The organism is Geotalea daltonii FRC-32 (assembly GCF_000022265.1).
Taxonomy (GTDB): domain Bacteria; phylum Desulfobacterota; class Desulfuromonadia; order Geobacterales; family Geobacteraceae; genus Geotalea; species Geotalea daltonii.
Genome location: NC_011979.1, coordinates 1212630 through 1231267, shown reverse-complemented (window position 1 = coordinate 1231267; position 18638 = coordinate 1212630). Strand labels below are relative to the sequence as shown.

Annotated in this window: 15 protein-coding genes; all 15 read right to left on the bottom strand. The window is 55.1% G+C overall.

Annotated features, from left to right (window positions below; genetic code table 11):
• Positions 1 to 3: 3 nt before the first annotated feature.
• Positions 4 to 2634: an alanine--tRNA ligase gene (gene alaS, locus GEOB_RS05565; RefSeq protein WP_012646207.1), complete on the bottom strand. Its 2631-nt coding sequence runs from the start codon at positions 2632 to 2634 to the stop codon at positions 4 to 6.
• Between the two features lie 41 nt (positions 2635 to 2675).
• On the bottom strand, positions 2676 to 3158 hold the full coding sequence (locus tag GEOB_RS05560) for a regulatory protein RecX (protein ID WP_012646206.1): 483 nt from the start codon (positions 3156 to 3158) through the stop codon (positions 2676 to 2678).
• 1 nt (position 3159) lies between these two features.
• Entirely contained in the window at positions 3160 to 4308 is a 1149-nt protein-coding gene (locus tag GEOB_RS05555) for a type IV pilus twitching motility protein PilT (RefSeq protein WP_012646205.1), read from the bottom strand.
• Between the two features lie 3 nt (positions 4309 to 4311).
• Positions 4312 to 5313, bottom strand: a complete 1002-nt coding sequence (gene recA, locus GEOB_RS05550) for a recombinase RecA (RefSeq protein ID WP_012646204.1) — start codon at positions 5311 to 5313, stop codon at positions 4312 to 4314.
• A 167-nt stretch (positions 5314 to 5480) separates the two neighbouring features.
• On the bottom strand, positions 5481 to 7580 hold the full coding sequence (locus GEOB_RS05545) for a PAS domain-containing sensor histidine kinase (protein WP_012646203.1): 2100 nt from the start codon (positions 7578 to 7580) through the stop codon (positions 5481 to 5483).
• Positions 7581 to 7615: 35 nt separating this feature from the next.
• Positions 7616 to 8857, bottom strand: coding sequence for a competence/damage-inducible protein A (locus tag GEOB_RS05540; RefSeq protein ID WP_012646202.1), 1242 nt, complete (start codon positions 8855 to 8857; stop codon positions 7616 to 7618).
• Positions 8854 to 9303, bottom strand: a complete 450-nt coding sequence (locus tag GEOB_RS05535; protein WP_012646201.1) for a phosphatidylglycerophosphatase A family protein — start codon at positions 9301 to 9303, stop codon at positions 8854 to 8856. Before GEOB_RS05535 ends, GEOB_RS05540 begins: the two co-directional genes overlap by 4 nt.
• A complete protein-coding gene (gene larC / locus GEOB_RS05530) occupies positions 9300 to 10472 on the bottom strand; it encodes a nickel pincer cofactor biosynthesis protein LarC (protein WP_012646200.1) in 1173 nt (390 codons plus the stop codon). The genes GEOB_RS05535 and larC overlap by 4 nt, the downstream gene beginning before the upstream one ends.
• A gap of 14 nt (positions 10473 to 10486) precedes the next feature.
• Complete coding sequence (gene larB, locus GEOB_RS05525) at positions 10487 to 11251, bottom strand: nickel pincer cofactor biosynthesis protein LarB (RefSeq protein WP_012646199.1); 765 nt, start codon at positions 11249 to 11251, stop codon at positions 10487 to 10489.
• Between the two features lie 136 nt (positions 11252 to 11387).
• Positions 11388 to 11954, bottom strand: coding sequence for a phospholipase D-like domain-containing protein (locus tag GEOB_RS05520; protein ID WP_230199018.1), 567 nt, complete (start codon positions 11952 to 11954; stop codon positions 11388 to 11390).
• On the bottom strand, positions 11951 to 13069 hold the full coding sequence (gene dnaJ, locus GEOB_RS05515; protein WP_012646197.1) for a molecular chaperone DnaJ: 1119 nt from the start codon (positions 13067 to 13069) through the stop codon (positions 11951 to 11953). The genes GEOB_RS05520 and dnaJ overlap by 4 nt, the downstream gene beginning before the upstream one ends.
• Before the next feature lie 297 nt (positions 13070 to 13366).
• On the bottom strand, positions 13367 to 15277 hold the full coding sequence (dnaK, locus tag GEOB_RS05510; RefSeq protein WP_012646196.1) for a molecular chaperone DnaK: 1911 nt from the start codon (positions 15275 to 15277) through the stop codon (positions 13367 to 13369).
• 161 nt (positions 15278 to 15438) lie between these two features.
• Positions 15439 to 16029, bottom strand: a complete 591-nt coding sequence (gene grpE / locus GEOB_RS05505; RefSeq protein ID WP_012646195.1) for a nucleotide exchange factor GrpE — start codon at positions 16027 to 16029, stop codon at positions 15439 to 15441.
• Positions 16030 to 16072: 43 nt separating this feature from the next.
• Complete coding sequence (hrcA, locus tag GEOB_RS05500; RefSeq protein WP_012646194.1) at positions 16073 to 17104, bottom strand: heat-inducible transcriptional repressor HrcA; 1032 nt, start codon at positions 17102 to 17104, stop codon at positions 16073 to 16075.
• A gap of 313 nt (positions 17105 to 17417) precedes the next feature.
• Complete coding sequence (hemW, locus tag GEOB_RS05495) at positions 17418 to 18563, bottom strand: radical SAM family heme chaperone HemW (RefSeq protein ID WP_041267361.1); 1146 nt, start codon at positions 18561 to 18563, stop codon at positions 17418 to 17420.
• Positions 18564 to 18638: the final 75 nt, after the last annotated feature.

Genomic DNA, 18638 nt, shown 5'->3' with positions numbered 1-18638 from the left:
CGGTTAACCGATTATTTTATAGGCTGCTTCCAATGCCTCATCGAGATTTTCAGGCTTCGTGCCGCCAGCCTGGGCAAGCTCGGGCTTGCCGCCGCCGCTGCCGCCGATGATGGGAGCCAGTGACTTGATGATGTCCCCTGCCTTGCAGCGGTCGGTGAGATCTTTGGTCACGGCCACCAGCAGGTTGGCCTTGCCGGCTGCAGCACAGCCGAGAACGATCACCCCCGACTGAAGCCGGTCTTTCAGGCTGTCAGACAGATCACGCAGCCCTTTCGGGTCCCCGGTCTCAACTCTGGTGGCAAGAATTTTTATTCCATTGCTTTCCCGTACCCCGGCAAGCAGATCGGCCGACTTGGAGGCGTTCAGGCGGGACTGGAGTTCCTCCACTTCCCGCTGCAGTTCTTTCTGTCTTGCCAGCAGGCGCTCAACTCTGTCGATGACGCCGCCTCCCTCCGCCTTGATCAGGGTCGCAAGGTGCTTCTGCTCGTCTTCCAGCTGCTGGACATATTCAATGGCGCCGCTGCCGGTGACGGCCTCGATACGGCGCACCCCTGCGGCAATCCCCGCTTCACTGACAATCTTGAAAAATCCGATGTCGCCGGCTGCCTGGACATGGGTACCACCGCACAACTCGCTGCTCACCTCACCCACCCTGACAACCCGGACCCGGTCCCCGTATTTTTCGCCGAACAGGGCGGTGGCACCGCTCTGCATGGCTTCTGCCGCGGCCATTTCCACCGAACTCACGTCGGAGTTCTCCATGATGTATCCATTGACGATGTTCTCCACCCGACGCAATTCGTCGGCCGCCATGGCAGAGAAGTGGGTGAAGTCGAAGCGGAGCCGGTCGGCAGTGACCAGCGAACCGGCCTGCTTCACATGGTCGCCGACGACCTGACGCAGGGCCGACTGCAAGAGATGGGTAGCCGTGTGGTTGCGGGCCGTGGCGTTACGCTCCCGGGTGAGTACCTTTAGATCGGCCGCATCCCCCACCTTGACCGTCCCTTTCTCCACCAGTACGCGGTGCACGGTGAGATCGGCAAAGGGCTTGCTGGTGCCGACGACTTTAAGATGGGCATTGCCGGTTGAAATGACACCGATATCCCCGGCTTGGCCGCCGGAAGCGCCATAGAAGGGGGTGGTTCCGACGACGACTTCCACTTCCTCCCCGACAACCGCTTCAGTAACCTCTCTGCCTTCCCGCAGCAGAACAGTTATGGGAGAATAAGCCGTCTGCTCGTCATAGCCGACAAATGCGCTCCTGATCCCTTTGCCGTGCAGGTTCTTGTAAATCTCTGCCAGACCTTCCTCTCCTGACCCCTTCCAGTTTTCCCTCGCCTGGAGGCGCTGTTTCTCCATGCACAGGACGAAGCCGTCCTCGTCGATAGTCAGCCCTTCATTGGCGACAATGTCCGCCGTAAGATCCACCGGGAACCCGAAAGTGTCGTAGAGGCGGAAAACCACCTCCCCCGGCAGCACGGTCCCGGCCTGTTTCTTCAGTAGGGCAACCTCCTCGTTGAGAATGGAAAGGCCCCGGTCCAAAGTTTCCATGAACCGTTCCTCTTCCGCATGGATCACCTTCTTGACGTACTCCTCCCGCTCCAGAAGCTCCGGATAGGCGTCCCCCATCATGGCATTGACTGCGTCGACAATCCGGTACAGCACCGGCTCGGCAAAGCCGAGCATCTTGGCGTGGCGGGCGGCCCGGCGCATAATGCGGCGGAGCACGTAGCCGCGCCCCTCGTTGCTGGGGAGCACGCCGTCGCAGATGAGGAAGGTGATGGCCCGCGCGTGATCGGCAATGACCCGCATGGAGACATCATCCTTCTCGTCCTGGCGGTACCGCTTGCCGGAAAGCTTTTCCACGTGCCGAATGATTCCCTGCAGGAGATCCGTGTCGTAATTGGAGGTAACCCCCTGCATGACGGTGCAGATCCGCTCCAAGCCCATTCCGGTATCCACTGATGGTTTCGGCAGCGGCGTCATGTTACCCTTGGCATCCCTGTTGAACTGCATGAAGACGTTGTTCCAGATCTCCATATAGCGGTCGCAATCGCAGCCGACCTCGCAGGTAGGGCTGCCGCAGCCGGTGCCGGGACCATTGTCCCAGAAGATCTCGGTGCAGGGACCGCACGGTCCGGTATCACCCATGGACCAGAAGTTGTCCTTCTCGCCGAAGCGGTAGATCCGCTCCACAGGTACCCCTTCCTGCTTGTTCCAGATCTCGGCCGCCTCGTCATCGTCCGTGTAAACCGTCACATAAAGGCGATTCTTGTCCAGCTTCAGTTCCCTGGTCAGGAAGTCCCAGGCAAAGGCAATGGCCTCTTTTTTGAAATAGTCGCCGAAGGAAAAATTTCCCAGCATCTCGAAAAAGGTATGATGACGGGCGGTACGACCGACATTTTCCAGGTCATTGTGCTTGCCGCCGGCGCGGACACATTTTTGGGAACTGCAGGCGCGGACGTAGCCACGTTTCTCCAGGCCGAGGAACAGATCCTTGAACTGGTTCATTCCCGCATTGGTAAAGAGGAGGGTCGGGTCATTTCTGGGGACGAGGTTGGAGCTTTCCACAACCGTATGACCTCTCTCCTCAAAAAATCTGAAGAACTTTTCTCTGATTTCTTTGCCTGTCATGAAAACCTCTGCAAAATATTGTAAAAGCAGCTTGAAAGGAACTAAAAAAGGTTGCCTCGGCAACCTTGCTGCTCATGTAAAACATCCAAAATCAGGGAAAGGGAAAAGCCGCGGCGCTGGAGATAGCTGACAATACGACGCTTCTCCCTGTCATCGGCCTTGCGGCAGTCGAAACTGCCGAATTTCCTGGCCACGACCGATTCCAGAACCTGCCGCTCCTGGTAATCACCTGTCAGAGATACAAGCACCTCCGAAATGATTGTTTCGGCAACTCCCCGGCGCAGCAACTCCAGCCGGATCCTCGGTCCGAAACCGCGTCCATTCCGAACGGCCGATTCCGCCCATTGTCGGGCAAAACGACTGTCATCCAGGTAACCGAGCCCTTTCATCCTGGTAACGGCAGCCTCAGTTTCGCCGCAGCCAAAGCCTCTTTCCTGAAGCTTGCGCCGCAGTTCCGCCTCGCTGTGATCCCGGCGGGCCAGTATTCTCAGCGCCACGGGCAGGGCACCGGCCTTATCACCCATTTCAGAACTTGTCTATTTCCAGCTTCTCCCCTTCTTCGCTTCCCTCCATGGCAAACTGATCCCAGTTGGCATCGGAGGTGGAAGAGATGCCGGAAACCTTGAGGGCAAAGTCATCCGGATTGGATGACTGGCGCAGAGCCTCTTCGTAGGTAATCAGCTTTCGGGTGAACAGCTGCATCAATGACTGGTCAAAGGTCTGCATGCCGTAGGTGGTGAAACCCTGGGCAATGGCCTCCGGTATCTGCTTGGTCTTTTCCTTGTCGTCAATGCAATCACGGATGCGGGCTGTACCGATCATGACTTCGACGGCGGGCACCCTCCCTTTGCCGTCGGCTCTCGGTACCAGTCGCTGAGAGATGACACCCTTGATGATACCGGAAAGCTGCATCCTTACCTGACGTTGATGATAGGGGGGGAAGACGGAAATGATGCGGTTGATGGTCTCGGCTGCATCCAGGGTATGCAGGGTCGACATGACCAGATGGCCCGTTTCGGCAGCCGTGAGGGCGGTCTCGATAGTTTCGAAATCACGCATTTCACCCACGAGGATAACATCAGGGTCCTGACGCAGGGAACTGGTCAGGGCCTTGCCGAAGGAGGAGGTGTCGAATCCCACTTCACGCTGGCTGATGATGCTCTTTTTATCCTTGTGCAGGTATTCCACCGGGTCTTCAATGGTGATGATGTTGCAGTTGCGGCTTTCATTGACGAAATCAACCATTGCCGCCAGGGTCGTCGACTTGCCGCTACCGGTGGTCCCGGTAACCAGGACCAGCCCACGCTCTTCCATGGCGATTTTTTTCAGGACCGGCGGCAGATTGAGCGCTTCCAGTGATGGAATGCCGAAGGGTATGGCACGGAACACCATGGCGATGCTACCCCGCTGGGCATAGACACTGACACGGAATCGGCCGAGGCCGGGTACGCCATAGGCAAGATCGACCTCGAAATTCTCGTCGAAATGCTTCTGCTGCCGTTCGTTCATGATCCCCATGGCCATGTTCATGACATTCTCGGCCGTGAGGCGTTCCGCATTGGGAATGGCCCTTAGCCTTCCGTCAATGCGGACGATGGGAGGCATGCCGGTTTTGATGTGGATATCCGAACCGCGCGCCTTGACAGCTATGGTGAGTATCTCGTTAAGATCCATTTTTTATGCACCCCCTCCGGAGGGTACTGTCTGCTGGGCGAGCTTTTCCTTTATTTCCGCACATATCTCCGGATTCTGCTTCAGGTAGATGCGGGAGTTTTCCCGTCCCTGGCCGATCCTTTCCTTGCCGTAAGAGAACCAGGCGCCGCTCTTGTCGACAATTCCCTTTTCCACGGCCAGATCAAGGATGTCTCCCTCACGGGAAATGCCCTCGCCGTAGAGAATATCGAATTCAACCTCCTTGAAGGGAGGAGCCACCTTGTTCTTCACAACTTTCACCTTGGTGCGGGAGCCAATGACATCATTTCCCTGCTTGAGGCTGGCAATCTTCCTGATGTCCATACGCACCGAGGCGTAAAATTTGAGGGCGTTGCCGCCAGTGGTTGTTTCCGGATTGCCGAACATGACGCCGATTTTCATTCTGATCTGATTGATGAAGATGACGCAACAGTTGGATTTACTGATGATAGCGGTCAACTTCCGCAGGGCCTGTGACATGAGGCGGGCCTGCAGCCCCATGTGCGAATCCCCCATCTCCCCTTCGATCTCGGCCTTCGGCACCAGCGCCGCTACCGAATCGATAACGAGGACATCAATGGCGCCGCTTCGCACCAGTGTCTCCGTTATTTCAAGGGCCTGTTCACCGGTGTCCGGCTGAGAAACCAGCAGGTCATCGGTTTTCACCCCCAGCTTACGGGCATAGCCGATATCCAGTGCATGCTCGGCATCTATAAAAGCAGCAATACCTTCCGTTTTCTGTGCTTCTGCAACGATGTGCAGTGCCAGTGTGGTCTTTCCCGACGACTCCGGGCCGTAGATTTCGATAATGCGCCCTCTGGGCACGCCACCGACACCAAGGGCAATGTCGAGGGAAAGGGAGCCGGTGGGTATGGCTGCCACATCGGGCAAGGCCTCTTCATTGCCGAGGCGCATTATGGAGCCCTTGCCGAACTGCTTTTCTATCTGGCTCAACGCCAGGTCAATAGCCTTCTCTCTTTCCTGCATTCAGGAGCCTCCCGTAATTTTATACCCTCTCCACATAACACTATTAGCTGGAGCGTACCCACAAATAGCACACTTATCAGTGCCTTTTCAAGTTTATCTTTGTCCTGCAGAAGCCGCTTCTGCTTACAGTTTTTCTGGAGCAAACCAATTCTTAAATCTCAGAGTTTTCAAAGACCTGTTAAAAAGGGGAGGGCCTCCTGCTGAACAAAGGGGAGTGTAGGCTGCCCTGGAATCTCCTCAAGTGGCAGGAGCAAAAAGAACGAGCTGCCTGATCCCGCCGACGATTCGACCCACACCATTCCGCCATGGGCTTCCACCATCCCTTTGACGATGGCCAGTCCCAAACCGGTCCCCTTGCCTTGGAACTTGTGTTTGCCGCTGGAATGGTGCCTGATGTCCCCCACCTCATAGAACTTGTCGAAAATTTTCAGCTGCTCGTCAACCCTAATACCGATGCCCGAATCCTGCACCTGCACCTCAAGATAGCATGAGCCGCTCTGGTGCTCGTAAAAACCGGGATTGAAGCGAATCAGCAGTTCCGCCTTTTCTGCCAAAGCCTGTCGGTCGACAACTCGTCCCTTGATGATGATTTCACCGCCATCCGGGGTAAATTTCATGGCATTCTCCAGCAGTTCGTTGAAAACCTCCTCCAGATACTCACGATCACCATTAAAATAAGGAAGGGCTTCCTTGTTACGGAAACTCAAGGTCTGCTTCCTTTCATTGAGAAGTGGCTTGAATTGTTCCTGCAGGGTTTCGATAATCTCTGACAGCTGCAACGATACTTTTTTTACCGGTGAAGCGCTGGTTTCCAGTTTTATAACGGTCAGGAGATCGCTGACTATTTCGTTCAGTCGATGGCCCCCATTGTATATCATCTCCAGCATGCGCCTTTGTTCCACCGACAGATCCCGGTTGTCCAGGTTGAGGAGATACTCGGCACCACCGAGGACACTGGTAAGAGGAGTTTTGAATTCATGGGAAATCATGCCGATAAAGTGGCTTTTCATCCGGTCGAATCTTTCCAGCTCCGCGTTGGCCCGTTCCACAAGGGTCAGATTCTTCCTCAACCGATTCTGGGAAACGGCCAGTTTGTTGCTGCTTTTTTCCAGCAGGCGATGGGAGCGGAGCAGTTCCTCGTTCTTCCAGTTCAGTTCGCTGAAAAGCCGGGACTGCTCTATAACTATGCCGATCTGGCTTCCCATGGTGCTCAGAAATCGCAATTCCTCTGTGGTATAATGCTGCTCCGCGCGGGTCAGGATATGCATGATGCCGATCAGGTCCGTTTTCGCCACCAGGGGCGCCGCCGTGATGCACTGCCAACCTTCCTCCGCTGCGGCCATGGCGATGTGGCATGGAAATTCCTCCAGAGAGTTCAGCACATGGCAACGCTGAACTGACGACAGGCGGCAGTCCGATGCGCATTGCAATTTATTATGGGCCAATTTCGCATTAAGTTCCGGAGAGATGTTGATTGAAGCAGCCAACACCTGGCTCTTCCCGTCGTCTTCCAGAAGGTGGATGGTGCCCCCCTCGGCAGAGAATATTTCCAGAGTCTCCTTGATGGTTGTTTCAAGTACCGTCTGCAGGTCGGAAGTCTGGGTACCGGCCAGAATATTATTGAGAATTGATAATTCTCTGTTCCGTTGTTGGATCTCCAGCTTTGCCCGATGCCTGTAGGTAACATCGCGTACGATGACATGAACCAAATTTTCATCTCCCAGATCGATCAGCCGGGCATCTATCTCGCCAAGGAAGGAAGAGCCGTCGCTCTTTTTGAAGGTAATGCCGTCGGAATGGGCCCGGCCACGGCGCTTCACCCGGTAGACCATCAAGGTGAATTTTCCTTGCTCATCCTCAAGCACCAGATCCTTGCCGCGCATGGCGGCCATTTCCTCCTTGCTGAAGCCGAGGAGTTCACACCCTTTTCGGTTAACCTCTTCCAGAATGCCGCTGTCTGCATTGAAGACAAAGATGGCATTGCCGGCCCCTTCAAGAAGACTTTTGTAGCGACGGATGGTCTTGTCCACCTCCCGCTGCATTTCCTGCAGTTCATGGGAGTATTCACTTTCCCTGTGGGTTCTCGTTGTCCCCCCAGCTACCTTGAGGATGACGAGCGAAACCGCCAGCAGAACGACAACAGCCAGGTGAAGAAGGGGTGAAAAAACGGCGGCGGGAAGGAGTGCCTCGGCAATGAGCCCCGAGAGCATCAGTCCGATGGAGAGGATGAGGATTTTAACAGCGGTTTTTTTTCTGGCAGACGTCATGATCCACCTGTCATCGTGCTGCATGTTGTTGCTTGTTATGGCCGGGCGAGCAGCTCCCTTCGCAGCCAGTTAAGGGCGGCAAACGAAGTGACCAGGCGAACCTGCTCCCGGTCACCATGAAAATTAAAAAGCCTGACCCGGCATTGCTCTTGGCCGGCAAGTGCCATGAAAACCGTGCCGACGGGCTTTTCCGCTGAGCCTCCCTCGGGACCGGCGATACCTGTAACGGCAAGGGCAAGATCACTGCCGGATTTTTCCCTTGCTCCACGAGCCATTGCCATTGCCACCTCGGCACTGACTGCACCTTTTTCTTCCAGAAGTTGCGCGGGAACGCCCAACAGATCGATTTTGGCCCGGTTGCTGTAAGTAACAAGACCTTCGAGAAAATATGCCGAACTTCCGGAAAGGTCGGTAATGCGTTTGGCAATGAGGCCGCCAGTGCAGGATTCGGCCAGGGACAGGGTAGCTCCTGTTTTTTTGAAAAGACCGGCCACCACCGTGTCGATGGTTTCGCCATCCTCGGCAAAAACGCGGCTGCCCAAAATGTTCCTGGTCTTGTCACCGACAATGGCGATAATTTTGTCGGCAGTTAGCTTTTCGTCCGCCACCACCCTGATCTTTACCTCAATTTCCGGAAAATTGACGCAGAAGGCAATGGAGGCCGCGGCAAAACCTTCCGTCACCCCCTGCAACATCGCATCTAGTTCTGCTTCGGATATACCTGAAACCTTGAACACTTTTGACCGCAATATCTTGTGCCTGCCGGAGGAAGCAAGTGCCGGCAGCACCGTTTCATCGAGCATGGAGACCATCTCGCCGGGAACACCGGGGAGGAAAAAAAATCTGCAGCCGTCATGGACCAGCGAGAAGCCGCAGGCGGTACCCACCAAGTTAGGTATCACCTTGGCGCTCGCCGGCATCAGCGACTGCTTGTCATTTGCCGGGTGCAGCTTTTCTGCCACTCTTTCGGCAAAATCTTTCAGATGAGCCAGCGCCTCCCGGTTCGGTTCCAGGGGTGAACCGGCAAGCTTTGCCGCAGCCAGGGCTGTGACATCATCCACCGTAGGACCAAGGCCGCCGGTGACGATAACGGTATCACTCTTCCCTGCCAGCAGCTGGCAGGCTTCGACAATATCCTGGATGTTGTCCCCCACCGTCATCTGCAGCGGCAGGTTGACTCCCAGATTATAAAGCCGCGCCGCAATAGTGGAGGCATTAGTATCCACCACCTCTCCCAGAAGCAGTTCATCACCGATGGAAAGAATGGCAGCTCTCACATGAACCTCAGCAGCAGATGCAGGACAATGGCAGCATAAATACCGGCCACCACGTCATCCAGCACCACGCCGTAACCGTTTTTCACCCGGCGGTCGAAGAAGCGGGCCGGCGGAATCTTGGTGATATCGAAAAAGCGAAACAGGAAAAAGCCTGCAACAATTCCTTGCCAGCTGCAGGGGACGCCGGTCATTGTAATGAGAAAGCCGATAACCTCGTCAATGACGATCTTTCCCGAATCCTTCTCACCAAAAATAACCTCCGCCCGGTCCGAAGCCCAGCAGGCATAGAAGAAAAAGCCCAGCAAGGTGAGCAGATAAAGGGGAAGCGACAGCCTGGCCAGGACCAGATAAAGGGGGATGGCAGCCAGGGTACCGACCGTACCCGAGGCCACAGGGCTGAAGCCGGTACCGAACCAGGTTGCGGAAAGGATGACAAAGCGCCTCATGTTCCCGCCACCTCGCGTTCGACTATGCGGTAGACATCCATGAGCGGCAGGCCCTTTTCCGCGGTAAGACGCCGGCATTCCTCGAACTCGGGCACCACACGCCTGAGCAGGGCATCATCCGTGACCACCTTGACTTTCACCGGCCCCAGGCTGGTCAGCCGTTCCTCGACGGTTCGTGAAAGGATCAGCCGCTGCGCAGGGTAATAGCGGACACCAATAGCTGTTGATTCTGACAGGATAAGCCGTGCCAGTTCATCGCGTTTGGCACAGGGGGTAATGACCGTAACTAGGGTTCCCGGCCGGTTTTTCTTCATCTGCAGCGGAGAAAAGGTTACATCCAGTGCCCCCTTTTCAAAAAGACGCTCCATGAGGAAGCCGAGGAGTTCCGGGTTCATATCGTCGATATTTGTTTCAAGCACAACGATTTCGTCCCGCTGCAGAGTTTCTGCAGTCTCCCCCAAAACCAGGCGCAACAGGTTCGGCATGTCTGCAAAATCCTTGCTGCCGGCCCCATAGCCGATGGACCTGATTTCCATGGGGGGGTGACTGCCAAAGGCAGTGCCCAGGGCAGCAACAATGGCCGCGCCGGTGGGAGTGACCCGTTCACCGGAGCCGATATTGCCATGGACAGGAAGACCTTTGAGAAGCTCTGCCGTTGCCGGTGCAGGTACCGGAAGCCTGCCATGGGCCGTTTCGATATAGCCGCTCCCCAAGGGGAGTGGCGAGACATAGACCGCCTCAATCCCCAGGTAATCGAGACCAATGGCAGCTCCAACAATATCGATAATGGAATCGACGGCACCAACCTCGTGAAAGTGCACATGGCCTATCTCCATGCCATGCACCTTCGCCTCTGCTTCAGCAATTCGGCGGAAGATACGCTGCGCCTTGTCCTTTACCGTCGCAGCAAGAGAGCTTCCATCGATCATGGCAGCTATGTCTGCATAATGGCGGTGGGGCTGATCCTGCTCAACCCGCACTTCAAAATGACTGGCGGCGACCCCCTTTCTCCTGACCGGTTCCACAGCCAGTTCATAGGTGGAGGCAGGCAGGCCCAGCCGGGCAAGCTCCCGGCGTAGATGTTCAAGGGGCAGGCCCAGCTCAACCATCGCAGCCACCGTCATATCCCCGGCAATCCCGGCAAAACAATCGAAAAACAAAACCTTCAAGCCATTCTCCGTAGTTATATTGTAGAAGAGGATTCCCTGTTTATGAGACTGGCAGCATAGGCAGCGCCGAAGCCGTTGTCGATATTGACCACCGTTACCCCGGCAGCACAGGAGTTGAGCATGCCAAGCAGGGCTGCGACTCCGCCGAAGGATGCCCCGTAGCCGACAGACGTGGGAACGGCAATGACCGGCTTGTCCACCAGACCACCGACAACGGAAGGGAGTGCCCCTTCCATGCCGGCGACGACGATGATCACCGAAGCGGAGAAAAGCAATTCCTTCCTGGCTAGCAACCGGTGCAGCCCAGCCACCCCCACATCGAAGAGCGTTTCTACTTCGTTGCCCATAATCCGTGCTGTTATCACAGCTTCCCCGGCAACCGGCATGTCGGAGGTGCCGGCAGAAATGACGACGATCTTGCCCCTCCCCTTGGCCTCCACCGGCTTCTGCTCGATGGTCAGGCAGCGCGATTCCCTGTGATAACTGGCCACCGGGAATTTGTGCATCAGCGCCGCCCCCTTTTCTCCATCAACCCGCGTTGCCAGGACATTGTTCCCTTTGCCCAGGAGAGCCATGATAATCTGCTCCATCTGCCCCACCGTTTTGCTTTCACCAAAAATTACCTCGGGAAAGCCCTGGCGCAGGGCGCGGTGATGATCCACCGTCGCGCAATCCAGTTCCTCGTATGGCAGGTGCCTGAGGCACTTCAGCGCCTCATCAACATTGATTCGATTTTCTTTCACCTTTTGCAGCAGGAGTTTCAATTCGGCTCTATCCATAGTTGGCCTTGGCTATTGGTTAGCTGTTTGACATGAAGTGGAAAATTGACGGTGGAAGTATACCACTTAATAGGGTAAAGCAAGTATTTTTATCGGCACAGCTGGCGGTGGAAGGGTATGGCTGGAGGTTGTAAGTCTAGAGGCGGTTCAGGTATGTTTTGATCTCCGCTGCCATCTCAGGAGAATCGATCATGACCGAAAGTTCGTTATTGTACTGCAGGGCGCTTTGGGTAAGGTTGTGGCTGCCGATAAAAACATAACGGCTGTCTATGACGGCAGTTTTAAGATGGCTGGTTACGCCGGGCAGATCGAAGAAGACCTTGACTCCCCCTTTGGTAAGAAGAGCCGCTGTCTTTCGGTTTTCATCATTGAGCTTGTCTTTCAGATCATTGCTCGTTTCCAGGATAACTGTTACATCCACGCCGCGCCGGGCAGCCTTGATCAGCTCGGCAACGATGGTTCTCGGTCGATTGTTGCGCGCTTCGGTGACCTTGAACAGGTAAAAGGAACAGATAACACTACGGCGGGCATCCCTGAGGCCTTTCACCAGGGCATCGCCATACTCCTGATTACGCAGCAGGGTGGTGCTGGCCGTATGACTGCCACCGGCATTTGTCGACAAAGGAGTTAGACAAAGAATGGCCATGGCGAAAACCGCCACAGCCATCCCTGATCTGATGCCGATTCCCCTTACGCCGTTCAATGGAGCAGGTCCATAACCTTGGAGAAGAAGTTTTTCCGCATGGGGTTCACATCCTCGCCGCTGATCCTGGCAAACTCTTCCAACAGTTCCTTTTGCTGCTTGGTCAGATTGGTCGGCGTTTCCACCTTGATTATGACCAGGTGATCTCCCCTGCCGTATCCCTGCAGCACCTGAATCCCCTTGCCACGAATGCGGAACAGCTTGCCCGATTGGGTACCCTCCGGTATTTTCAGATTGGCCTTGCCGTCCAGGGTGGGAATTTCCAACTCGCAGCCCAGTGCAGCCTGAGTGTAGCTGATGGGGATCTCGCAAACGACGTCGTTGTTTTCCCGCTTGAATATGGGATGTTCCCTGACGGCAAGGGCCACATACAGGTCGCCGTTTGAGCCCCCCTTGGAGCCTTGCCCCCCCTCGCCGGAAAGCTTGAGCCGATTGCCAGTTTCGACCCCGGCCGGAACCTTCACCGACAAAGTCTTCTTATCCCTTACCGTTCCGGCTCCCCGGCAATCGGGACAGGGATTGTCCACCACTTTCCCTTCCCCGTTACAATGGCTACAGGTTTTACTGACGCTGAAGAAGCCCTGCTGAAAGCGGACCTGGCCGGCACCTCGGCAGGTAGGACAAGTTTTAGGCTCGGTACCGACTTTGGCGCCGCTGCCGCCGCAGCTTTCGCAACGCTTGGCATAGGGAACCTCTACCTTCTTCTCGACGCCGAAGGCAGCCTCTTCAAAGGTTATCTCCATGTTATAGAGCAGGTCATCTCCACGCTTGCCGCGGCTGCGCGGCCTGCCGCCGAAGACATCGCCAAAGATGTCACCGAAGATGTCACCAAAGGGGGAACCGGCTCCGAAACCGAAGCCGCCGGAGGAAAATCCACCCCCAGCCATGCCGGCATGGCCGAATTGATCATAGGTAGCCCTTTTCTGCGAGTCGGAGAGTACTTCGTAAGCTTCCGTCAGTTCCTTGAATCTGTCTTCCGCCGCCTTGTCCCCGGGATTTTTGTCAGGGTGATGCTGAATCGCCAGACGCCGGTATGCCTTCTTGATCTCGGTTTCAGAGGCGTTGCGGTTTACCTCCAGCACCTCGTAATAGTCGCGTTTATCACCGTTTGCCAAGTTTTCGTTCCTTTTCCCTTTTTAAGTAGCCTTGAAAGGAGAGATTTTTTGTTCCGGCAAGAAAACCGGGATTGCCCGGAGACGTACGGACCCTCTCTCTCTCTATCTCTCTCCCAGAGGGAGAGAGCATTCTTTGCATCCCCCCTTATGGGGGGAAGATAGAAGGGGGATGAGTACGTCGCACAGGCGAGACCGCCGATTGACAGCGCCAGAGCGAAAAAGAGCCCTTTCATAAATACGTATAGGGGCGAACGCAAGCGTCGCCCCTATTTTTAAACCCGGCAGGTCGCAGCCGGTTTATTTCTTGTCTTCCTTCACTTCCTCGAAGTCGGCATCGACGACCTTTTCCCCTTTTGCCTCACCTTCGTGGGCTGCAGCACCAGCCTGTTCCTCGCCGGCGGGCTGGGCCTTGGCGTAAACTGCCTCGGCAAGTTTATGGGAAGCCTGCATCAATTCGTCGCTCGCCTTCTTTATGGCATCAGCGTCGTTGCCTTCCATGGCCTTTTTCAGGGCAGCCAGACCCTCCTCGATTTTCTGTTTCTCGGCAGCATCGATCTTGTCGCCGAACTCGCTGAGGGACTTCTCCGTTGAATAGACAAGGCTGTCGGCCTGGTTGCGGGCTTCGATGAGTTCTCTCTTCTTCTTGTCCTCTGAGGCATGTGATTCTGCCTCGCGAACCATCTTGTCGATCTCTTCCTTGGAAAGGCCGGAAGATGCGGTGATGCGGATCGACTGCTCCTTGCCGGTGCCCAGGTCCTTAGCCGAAACGTGAACGATGCCGTTGGCGTCGATGTCGAAAGTGACCTCGATCTGGGGTACACCGCGGGGTGCGGCGGGAATGCCGGTCAATTCAAAGTTGCCGAGGGTCTTGTTGTCGCCGGCCATTTCCCTTTCACCCTGGAGCACATGGATGCTCACTGCCGGCTGGTTATCGGCGGCAGTGGAGAAGATCTGGCTCTTGCGGCAGGGAATGGTGGAGTTCTTCTCGATCAGCCTGGTCATAACCCCGCCCAAGGTTTCGATACCCAGGGAAAGTGGCGTTACGTCCAGAAGCAGCACGTCCTTCACGTCACCCTTGAGCACTCCACCCTGGATAGCAGCACCTATGGCCACAACTTCGTCAGGATTGACACCCCGGTTGGGCACCTTGCCGAAGATGTCCTGGACTCTTTTCTGAACGATTGGCATACGGGTCATGCCGCCGACCAGAATCACCTCGTCGATGTCGCTTGGAGAAAGCCCCGCATCCTTGAGGGCGGTACGGCACGGGCCTTCCAGCTTGTCGATGAGATTGGCGCAGATCGCTTCCAGTTTTGCACGGGTAAGCTTCAGGTTGAGATGCTTTGGACCGCTGGCATCAGCGGTGATGAACGGCAGGTTGATATCGGTCTCCATGGAGGAAGAAAGCTCGCACTTGGCTTTCTCCGCAGCCTCTTTCAGACGCTGCAGTGCCATTTTGTCGTTCCTGAGGTCGATACCCTGATCCTTCTTGAATTCGTCAGCAATCCAGTCGATGACGTTCTGGTCGAAATCCTCACCTCCCAGGAATGTATCCCCATTGGTGGACTTGACCTCGAAAACCCCTTCACCCAGTTCAAGAATGGAAATATCGAAAGTACCGCCACCCAGGTCGAAAACGGCAATTTTCTCGTCCTTCTTCTTGTCAAGGCCATAGGCAAGAGCGGCCGCAGTCGGCTCGTTAATGATACGCAGCACGTTCAGGCCGGCGATCTTGCCGGCATCCTTGGTGGCCTGGCGCTGGGAGTCGTCGAAATACGCCGGTACGGTAATGACCGCATCGGTCACCGTCTCACCCAGGTAATCCTCGGCGGTCTTCTTCATTTTCTGCAGTACCATGGCTGAAATCTCGGGAGGTGAATACTTCTGCCCCCGTACCTCCACCCAGGCGTCGGCATTATCGGCCTTGACGATCTTGAAGGGAGAGATGGCAATGTCTTTTTTCACCGCCTCCGATTCGAACTTGCGGCCAATGAGACGCTTTATGGCAAAGAGGGTGTTCTCCGGGTTGGTTACAGCCTGGCGCTTGGCCTGCTGGCCGACCAGACGCTCACCGCTGTCGGTGATTGCCACCATTGAAGGGGTTGTGCGGCTTCCTTCGGCATTGGCTATAACAATGGGTTCGCCACCCTCCATGATTGCGACGCAGGAGTTGGTGGTTCCCAGGTCTATTCCTATAACTTTGCTCATTTAAACTCCTCCTTTTGAATATCTGTATCTAAAAGCTAGTCATCACCCCGGCAAAAAGCAAGGGGACAGCAAAAAAAAGTTCGAGGTTCGAGGTTCGAAGTTCGAGGTTCGAAGTTCGGAATTCAGCCTTTAACGTCGAACATTGCACCTCGAACCTGCCTTTATTTGGCCACCGAGACCAGGGCCGGCCTCAACAACCGCTCGTTGAGCAGGTAGCCCTTCTGGAACTCGGCTACGATGGTATTGGGTTCCTGTTCAGCGGACTCCACCTGGCTCATGGCCTGATGAAAAGCGGGATCGAAGGCGGTACCCGGCCCAGACTGCACCGGGGTGACACCGAATTTCTTCAGGGTCGACTGGAGCATGCTCAAAGTCAGTTTGATCCCTTCTATGATAGCTGCCATGCTTTCTTCGCTGGCGTGCTCAAGGGCACGCTCCATGTTATCAATGGCAGGGAGAATCTCTAGAATCAGCGACTCATTGCCGTACTTGAGCAACTCTTCCTTCTCCTTCTGCACCCTTTTCCGGTAATTCTCCAGGTCAGCCCGCTCACGGAGATATTTATCCCAGTTTGCCGCTGCCTCAGCTTCTTTAGCTTTTAATGCATTTTCCATCTCTGCTAGTTTATCGGGCTCTGTTTCAGTCAGGTCAGCTGATTCCGCCCCTTCTTGTTTTTCGGATTCTTCAGCTGTAGAAGCCTTTTCCTTGAGAGCTTCGCTGATCGAACTAGCACTGTGTTTCTTCTTATCCACTGTTGATAATCTCCTTGACCATGTGCTTAAGTGTAATTGTTGTTTATTCCATCTCCAACAACCTGCTCACCAGCTTTGCCGTATAATCCACGATGGGAATAACCTTGGCATAGCCCATTCTCGTGGGACCGACCACTCCCAGCACCCCCAGAGTATTTTGGCCGGTTACATAGGTAGAAGTGATGAGGCTCATTCCCGGCATGTCGCTCAAGTGGGATTCGGCGCCAATGTATATCTGCACACCTTCAGCGGCAATGGCCCGATCGAACAGCTGCAGGATGGTGCTTTTTTTCTCGAAGGTGCGGAATATCTCCTTCATCTTTGCCACATCGGCGAATTCCGGCTGATCAAAAATATTTACCTGCCCCTCGATAAAGACCTCGGCAACGTCCTCGTCGACCGTCTTGGTGGAGAGGGACAGTGCCCGTGCCATGAACCGATCGTATTTCGCCTTGTCGCTCTGCATCTCCTGCAAAAGCTTAGACCGGACCTGGGCGATGGTGAGCCCTTCAAGCAGGTCATTCAGGTAATTGGACATCTTAACCAGGTCATCAGCGGGTATATCCTCGTCCGCTTCGATAATCCGGTTCTGCACCGTGCCATTCTGAGAAACAAGGATCGCCAGCAAGCGCCTGCTCCCCAGCTTGACGAACTCGATCTGACGGAAAACATTGGCATCGAAGCGCGGGGCAACGACAATACCCATATAATGGGAGGTGGAGGAGAGCATCCGGCTCGTTTCCTTGAGCACCTCCGCCATATCCTTGCCTGTCACGGAACAGCGCCTGAGAATCTCCTCCTGCTCGTCACGGCCAATGTTCCTCACCGACAGTAGCGAGTTCACGTAGAACCGGTAAGCCTTGTCAGTGGGTATACGCCCGGCTGAAGTATGAGGCGAAGCAAGAAAACCCATCTCCTCCAGGTCAGCCATGACATTTCTCACCGTAGCCGGGGAAAGCGCCATGGGGTGCCTGCGAGTGATGGTCCTGCTACCGACCGGCTCCGCCGTGACGATATAATCCTCGATGATCGCTTCGAGAATCTGCCTGCCTCGGGGAGAAAGCTGCTCATCCATAAGTGTACCTCTTTAAAGCACATTAGCACTCAAAGAATTTGAGTGCTAATGTTGTCAAAATAACAACCGGATTGGTCTTTGTCAAGGGATTTTCCCCCCTTTTGATGGGGTTTGACAGCTTGCAAGTCCTGCTAGATAGTTTCCATCCGGAAACTCCGGATGAGAAACTAGTGGTTTCCGATTCGGAAAGAGGGAATTTTTTGTTCTGGCAAGGAAATCAAGGGCTTGCGTGGAGACGTACATCGGTACGTCGCACAAGTAAGCCCGCAGATTGACGCCGCCAGGGCAAAAAAGCACCCTTTCCGGATGGAAACTAGATAAAGCTGGAGAAAATCTGGTTGGCAAAGATAATTTTGTCTGGGGGGATAGCAATGAGGCGACCCGACTTCACCAGCAGCCCCTTGACTTCAAGCTCACCGATAAGGCCACCGTATTCTTCCTCAACAACAGGGCCGAATTCCTCGATGGCATCAAGCATATCAATCCCTTTCAGCAGGCGCAACCCAAGGAAAAATACCTCGGCAAGAGCATCCCGACGCGCAAGTTGCTGCAGCTCTTCCTCCTGCAGATGGTCTTGCTGCATTGCAGCAAGGTAGGCGGTATGGTTGCGGGGATTAACCCACCTCAAGCCCCAACCGGGTTCGCGCAGGAATGAATGGGCACCGGCGCCGAAACCGAGATAGTTGCCACGCCGCCAGTAAACCTGATTATGACGGGACCTGAAAAGGGGCCGGGCAAAGTTGGAGATTTCGTAATGCTCGTAACCATGCAAGGCAAGCAAATACCTGGTAGCCTCGAACATGGCTGTCGCTTCATCCTCGTGGGGCAGGCTAAGATCCCCAGCCTCGAACATGGCTGCAAACGGAGTCCCCTCCTCGACGCTGAGGCTATAGGCGGAAATGTGCTCCGGGCCAAGTCTGATTGCCTCATCAAGAGCTTTTTCCCACATGGTCAGGCTCTGGCCGGGAAGCGAGTGGATGAGATCGATACCGATGTTATCAAAGCCGACTTTTCTCGCGGCCTTATAGGCGGCTAGCGATTCTTCCACACTATGGACACGACCAAGTTGCTGCAAAAGCGCATCATCAAGCGCCTGCACCCCCAGGGACAAACGGTTTATCCCCGCAGCACGATAGCCGGCAAGTTTTTCCGCCGTCACCGTGCCGGGGTTCGCCTCAATGGTAATCTCCCCATCGGAGTTCAATCCATAGAGGCGCGCCGCGGTATCGATTATCCGCCCCACCAGCTGCGGCGCCATCAGCGATGGGGTGCCGCCGCCAAAATAAAGAGTCGGCGCAGAAACCGGCGCGGCGAGTTTTGCCGCCCGAAGCTCCATCTCCCGCACCACCGCCGCCACATACTCATCAGGCGAGACCAGGGAACCGGCAACGGAATCGAAATCGCAATAGAGACATTTCTTCAGACAAAAAGGGAAATGGATGTAGAGAGAAACGTGCATAAGGAAATGATAATCCATAGGAACGGCAAATGTCCAAATTTAACTCCTCTTGAAATAGATGTTTATTTGCATTAA

Excerpts from the sequence above, each read along its gene's own strand:
- hrcA (WP_012646194.1), bottom strand. The coding sequence starts at position 17,104 with ATGGATGAGCAGCTTTCTCCCCGAGGCAGGCAGATTCTCGAAGCGATC.
- GEOB_RS05555 (WP_012646205.1), bottom strand. The coding sequence starts at position 4,308 with ATGGATCTTAACGAGATACTCACCATAGCTGTCAAGGCGCGCGGTTCG.
- GEOB_RS05535 (WP_012646201.1), bottom strand. The coding sequence starts at position 9,303 with ATGAGGCGCTTTGTCATCCTTTCCGCAACCTGGTTCGGTACCGGCTTC.
- GEOB_RS05560 (WP_012646206.1), bottom strand. The coding sequence starts at position 3,158 with ATGGGTGATAAGGCCGGTGCCCTGCCCGTGGCGCTGAGAATACTGGCC.
- larB (WP_012646199.1), bottom strand. The coding sequence starts at position 11,251 with ATGGATAGAGCCGAATTGAAACTCCTGCTGCAAAAGGTGAAAGAAAAT.
- alaS (WP_012646207.1), bottom strand. The coding sequence starts at position 2,634 with ATGACAGGCAAAGAAATCAGAGAAAAGTTCTTCAGATTTTTTGAGGAG.
- recA (WP_012646204.1), bottom strand. The coding sequence starts at position 5,313 with ATGCAGGAAAGAGAGAAGGCTATTGACCTGGCGTTGAGCCAGATAGAA.
- GEOB_RS05545 (WP_012646203.1), bottom strand. The coding sequence starts at position 7,580 with ATGACGTCTGCCAGAAAAAAAACCGCTGTTAAAATCCTCATCCTCTCC.
- dnaK (WP_012646196.1), bottom strand. The coding sequence starts at position 15,277 with ATGAGCAAAGTTATAGGAATAGACCTGGGAACCACCAACTCCTGCGTC.
- hemW (WP_041267361.1), bottom strand. The coding sequence starts at position 18,563 with ATGCACGTTTCTCTCTACATCCATTTCCCTTTTTGTCTGAAGAAATGT.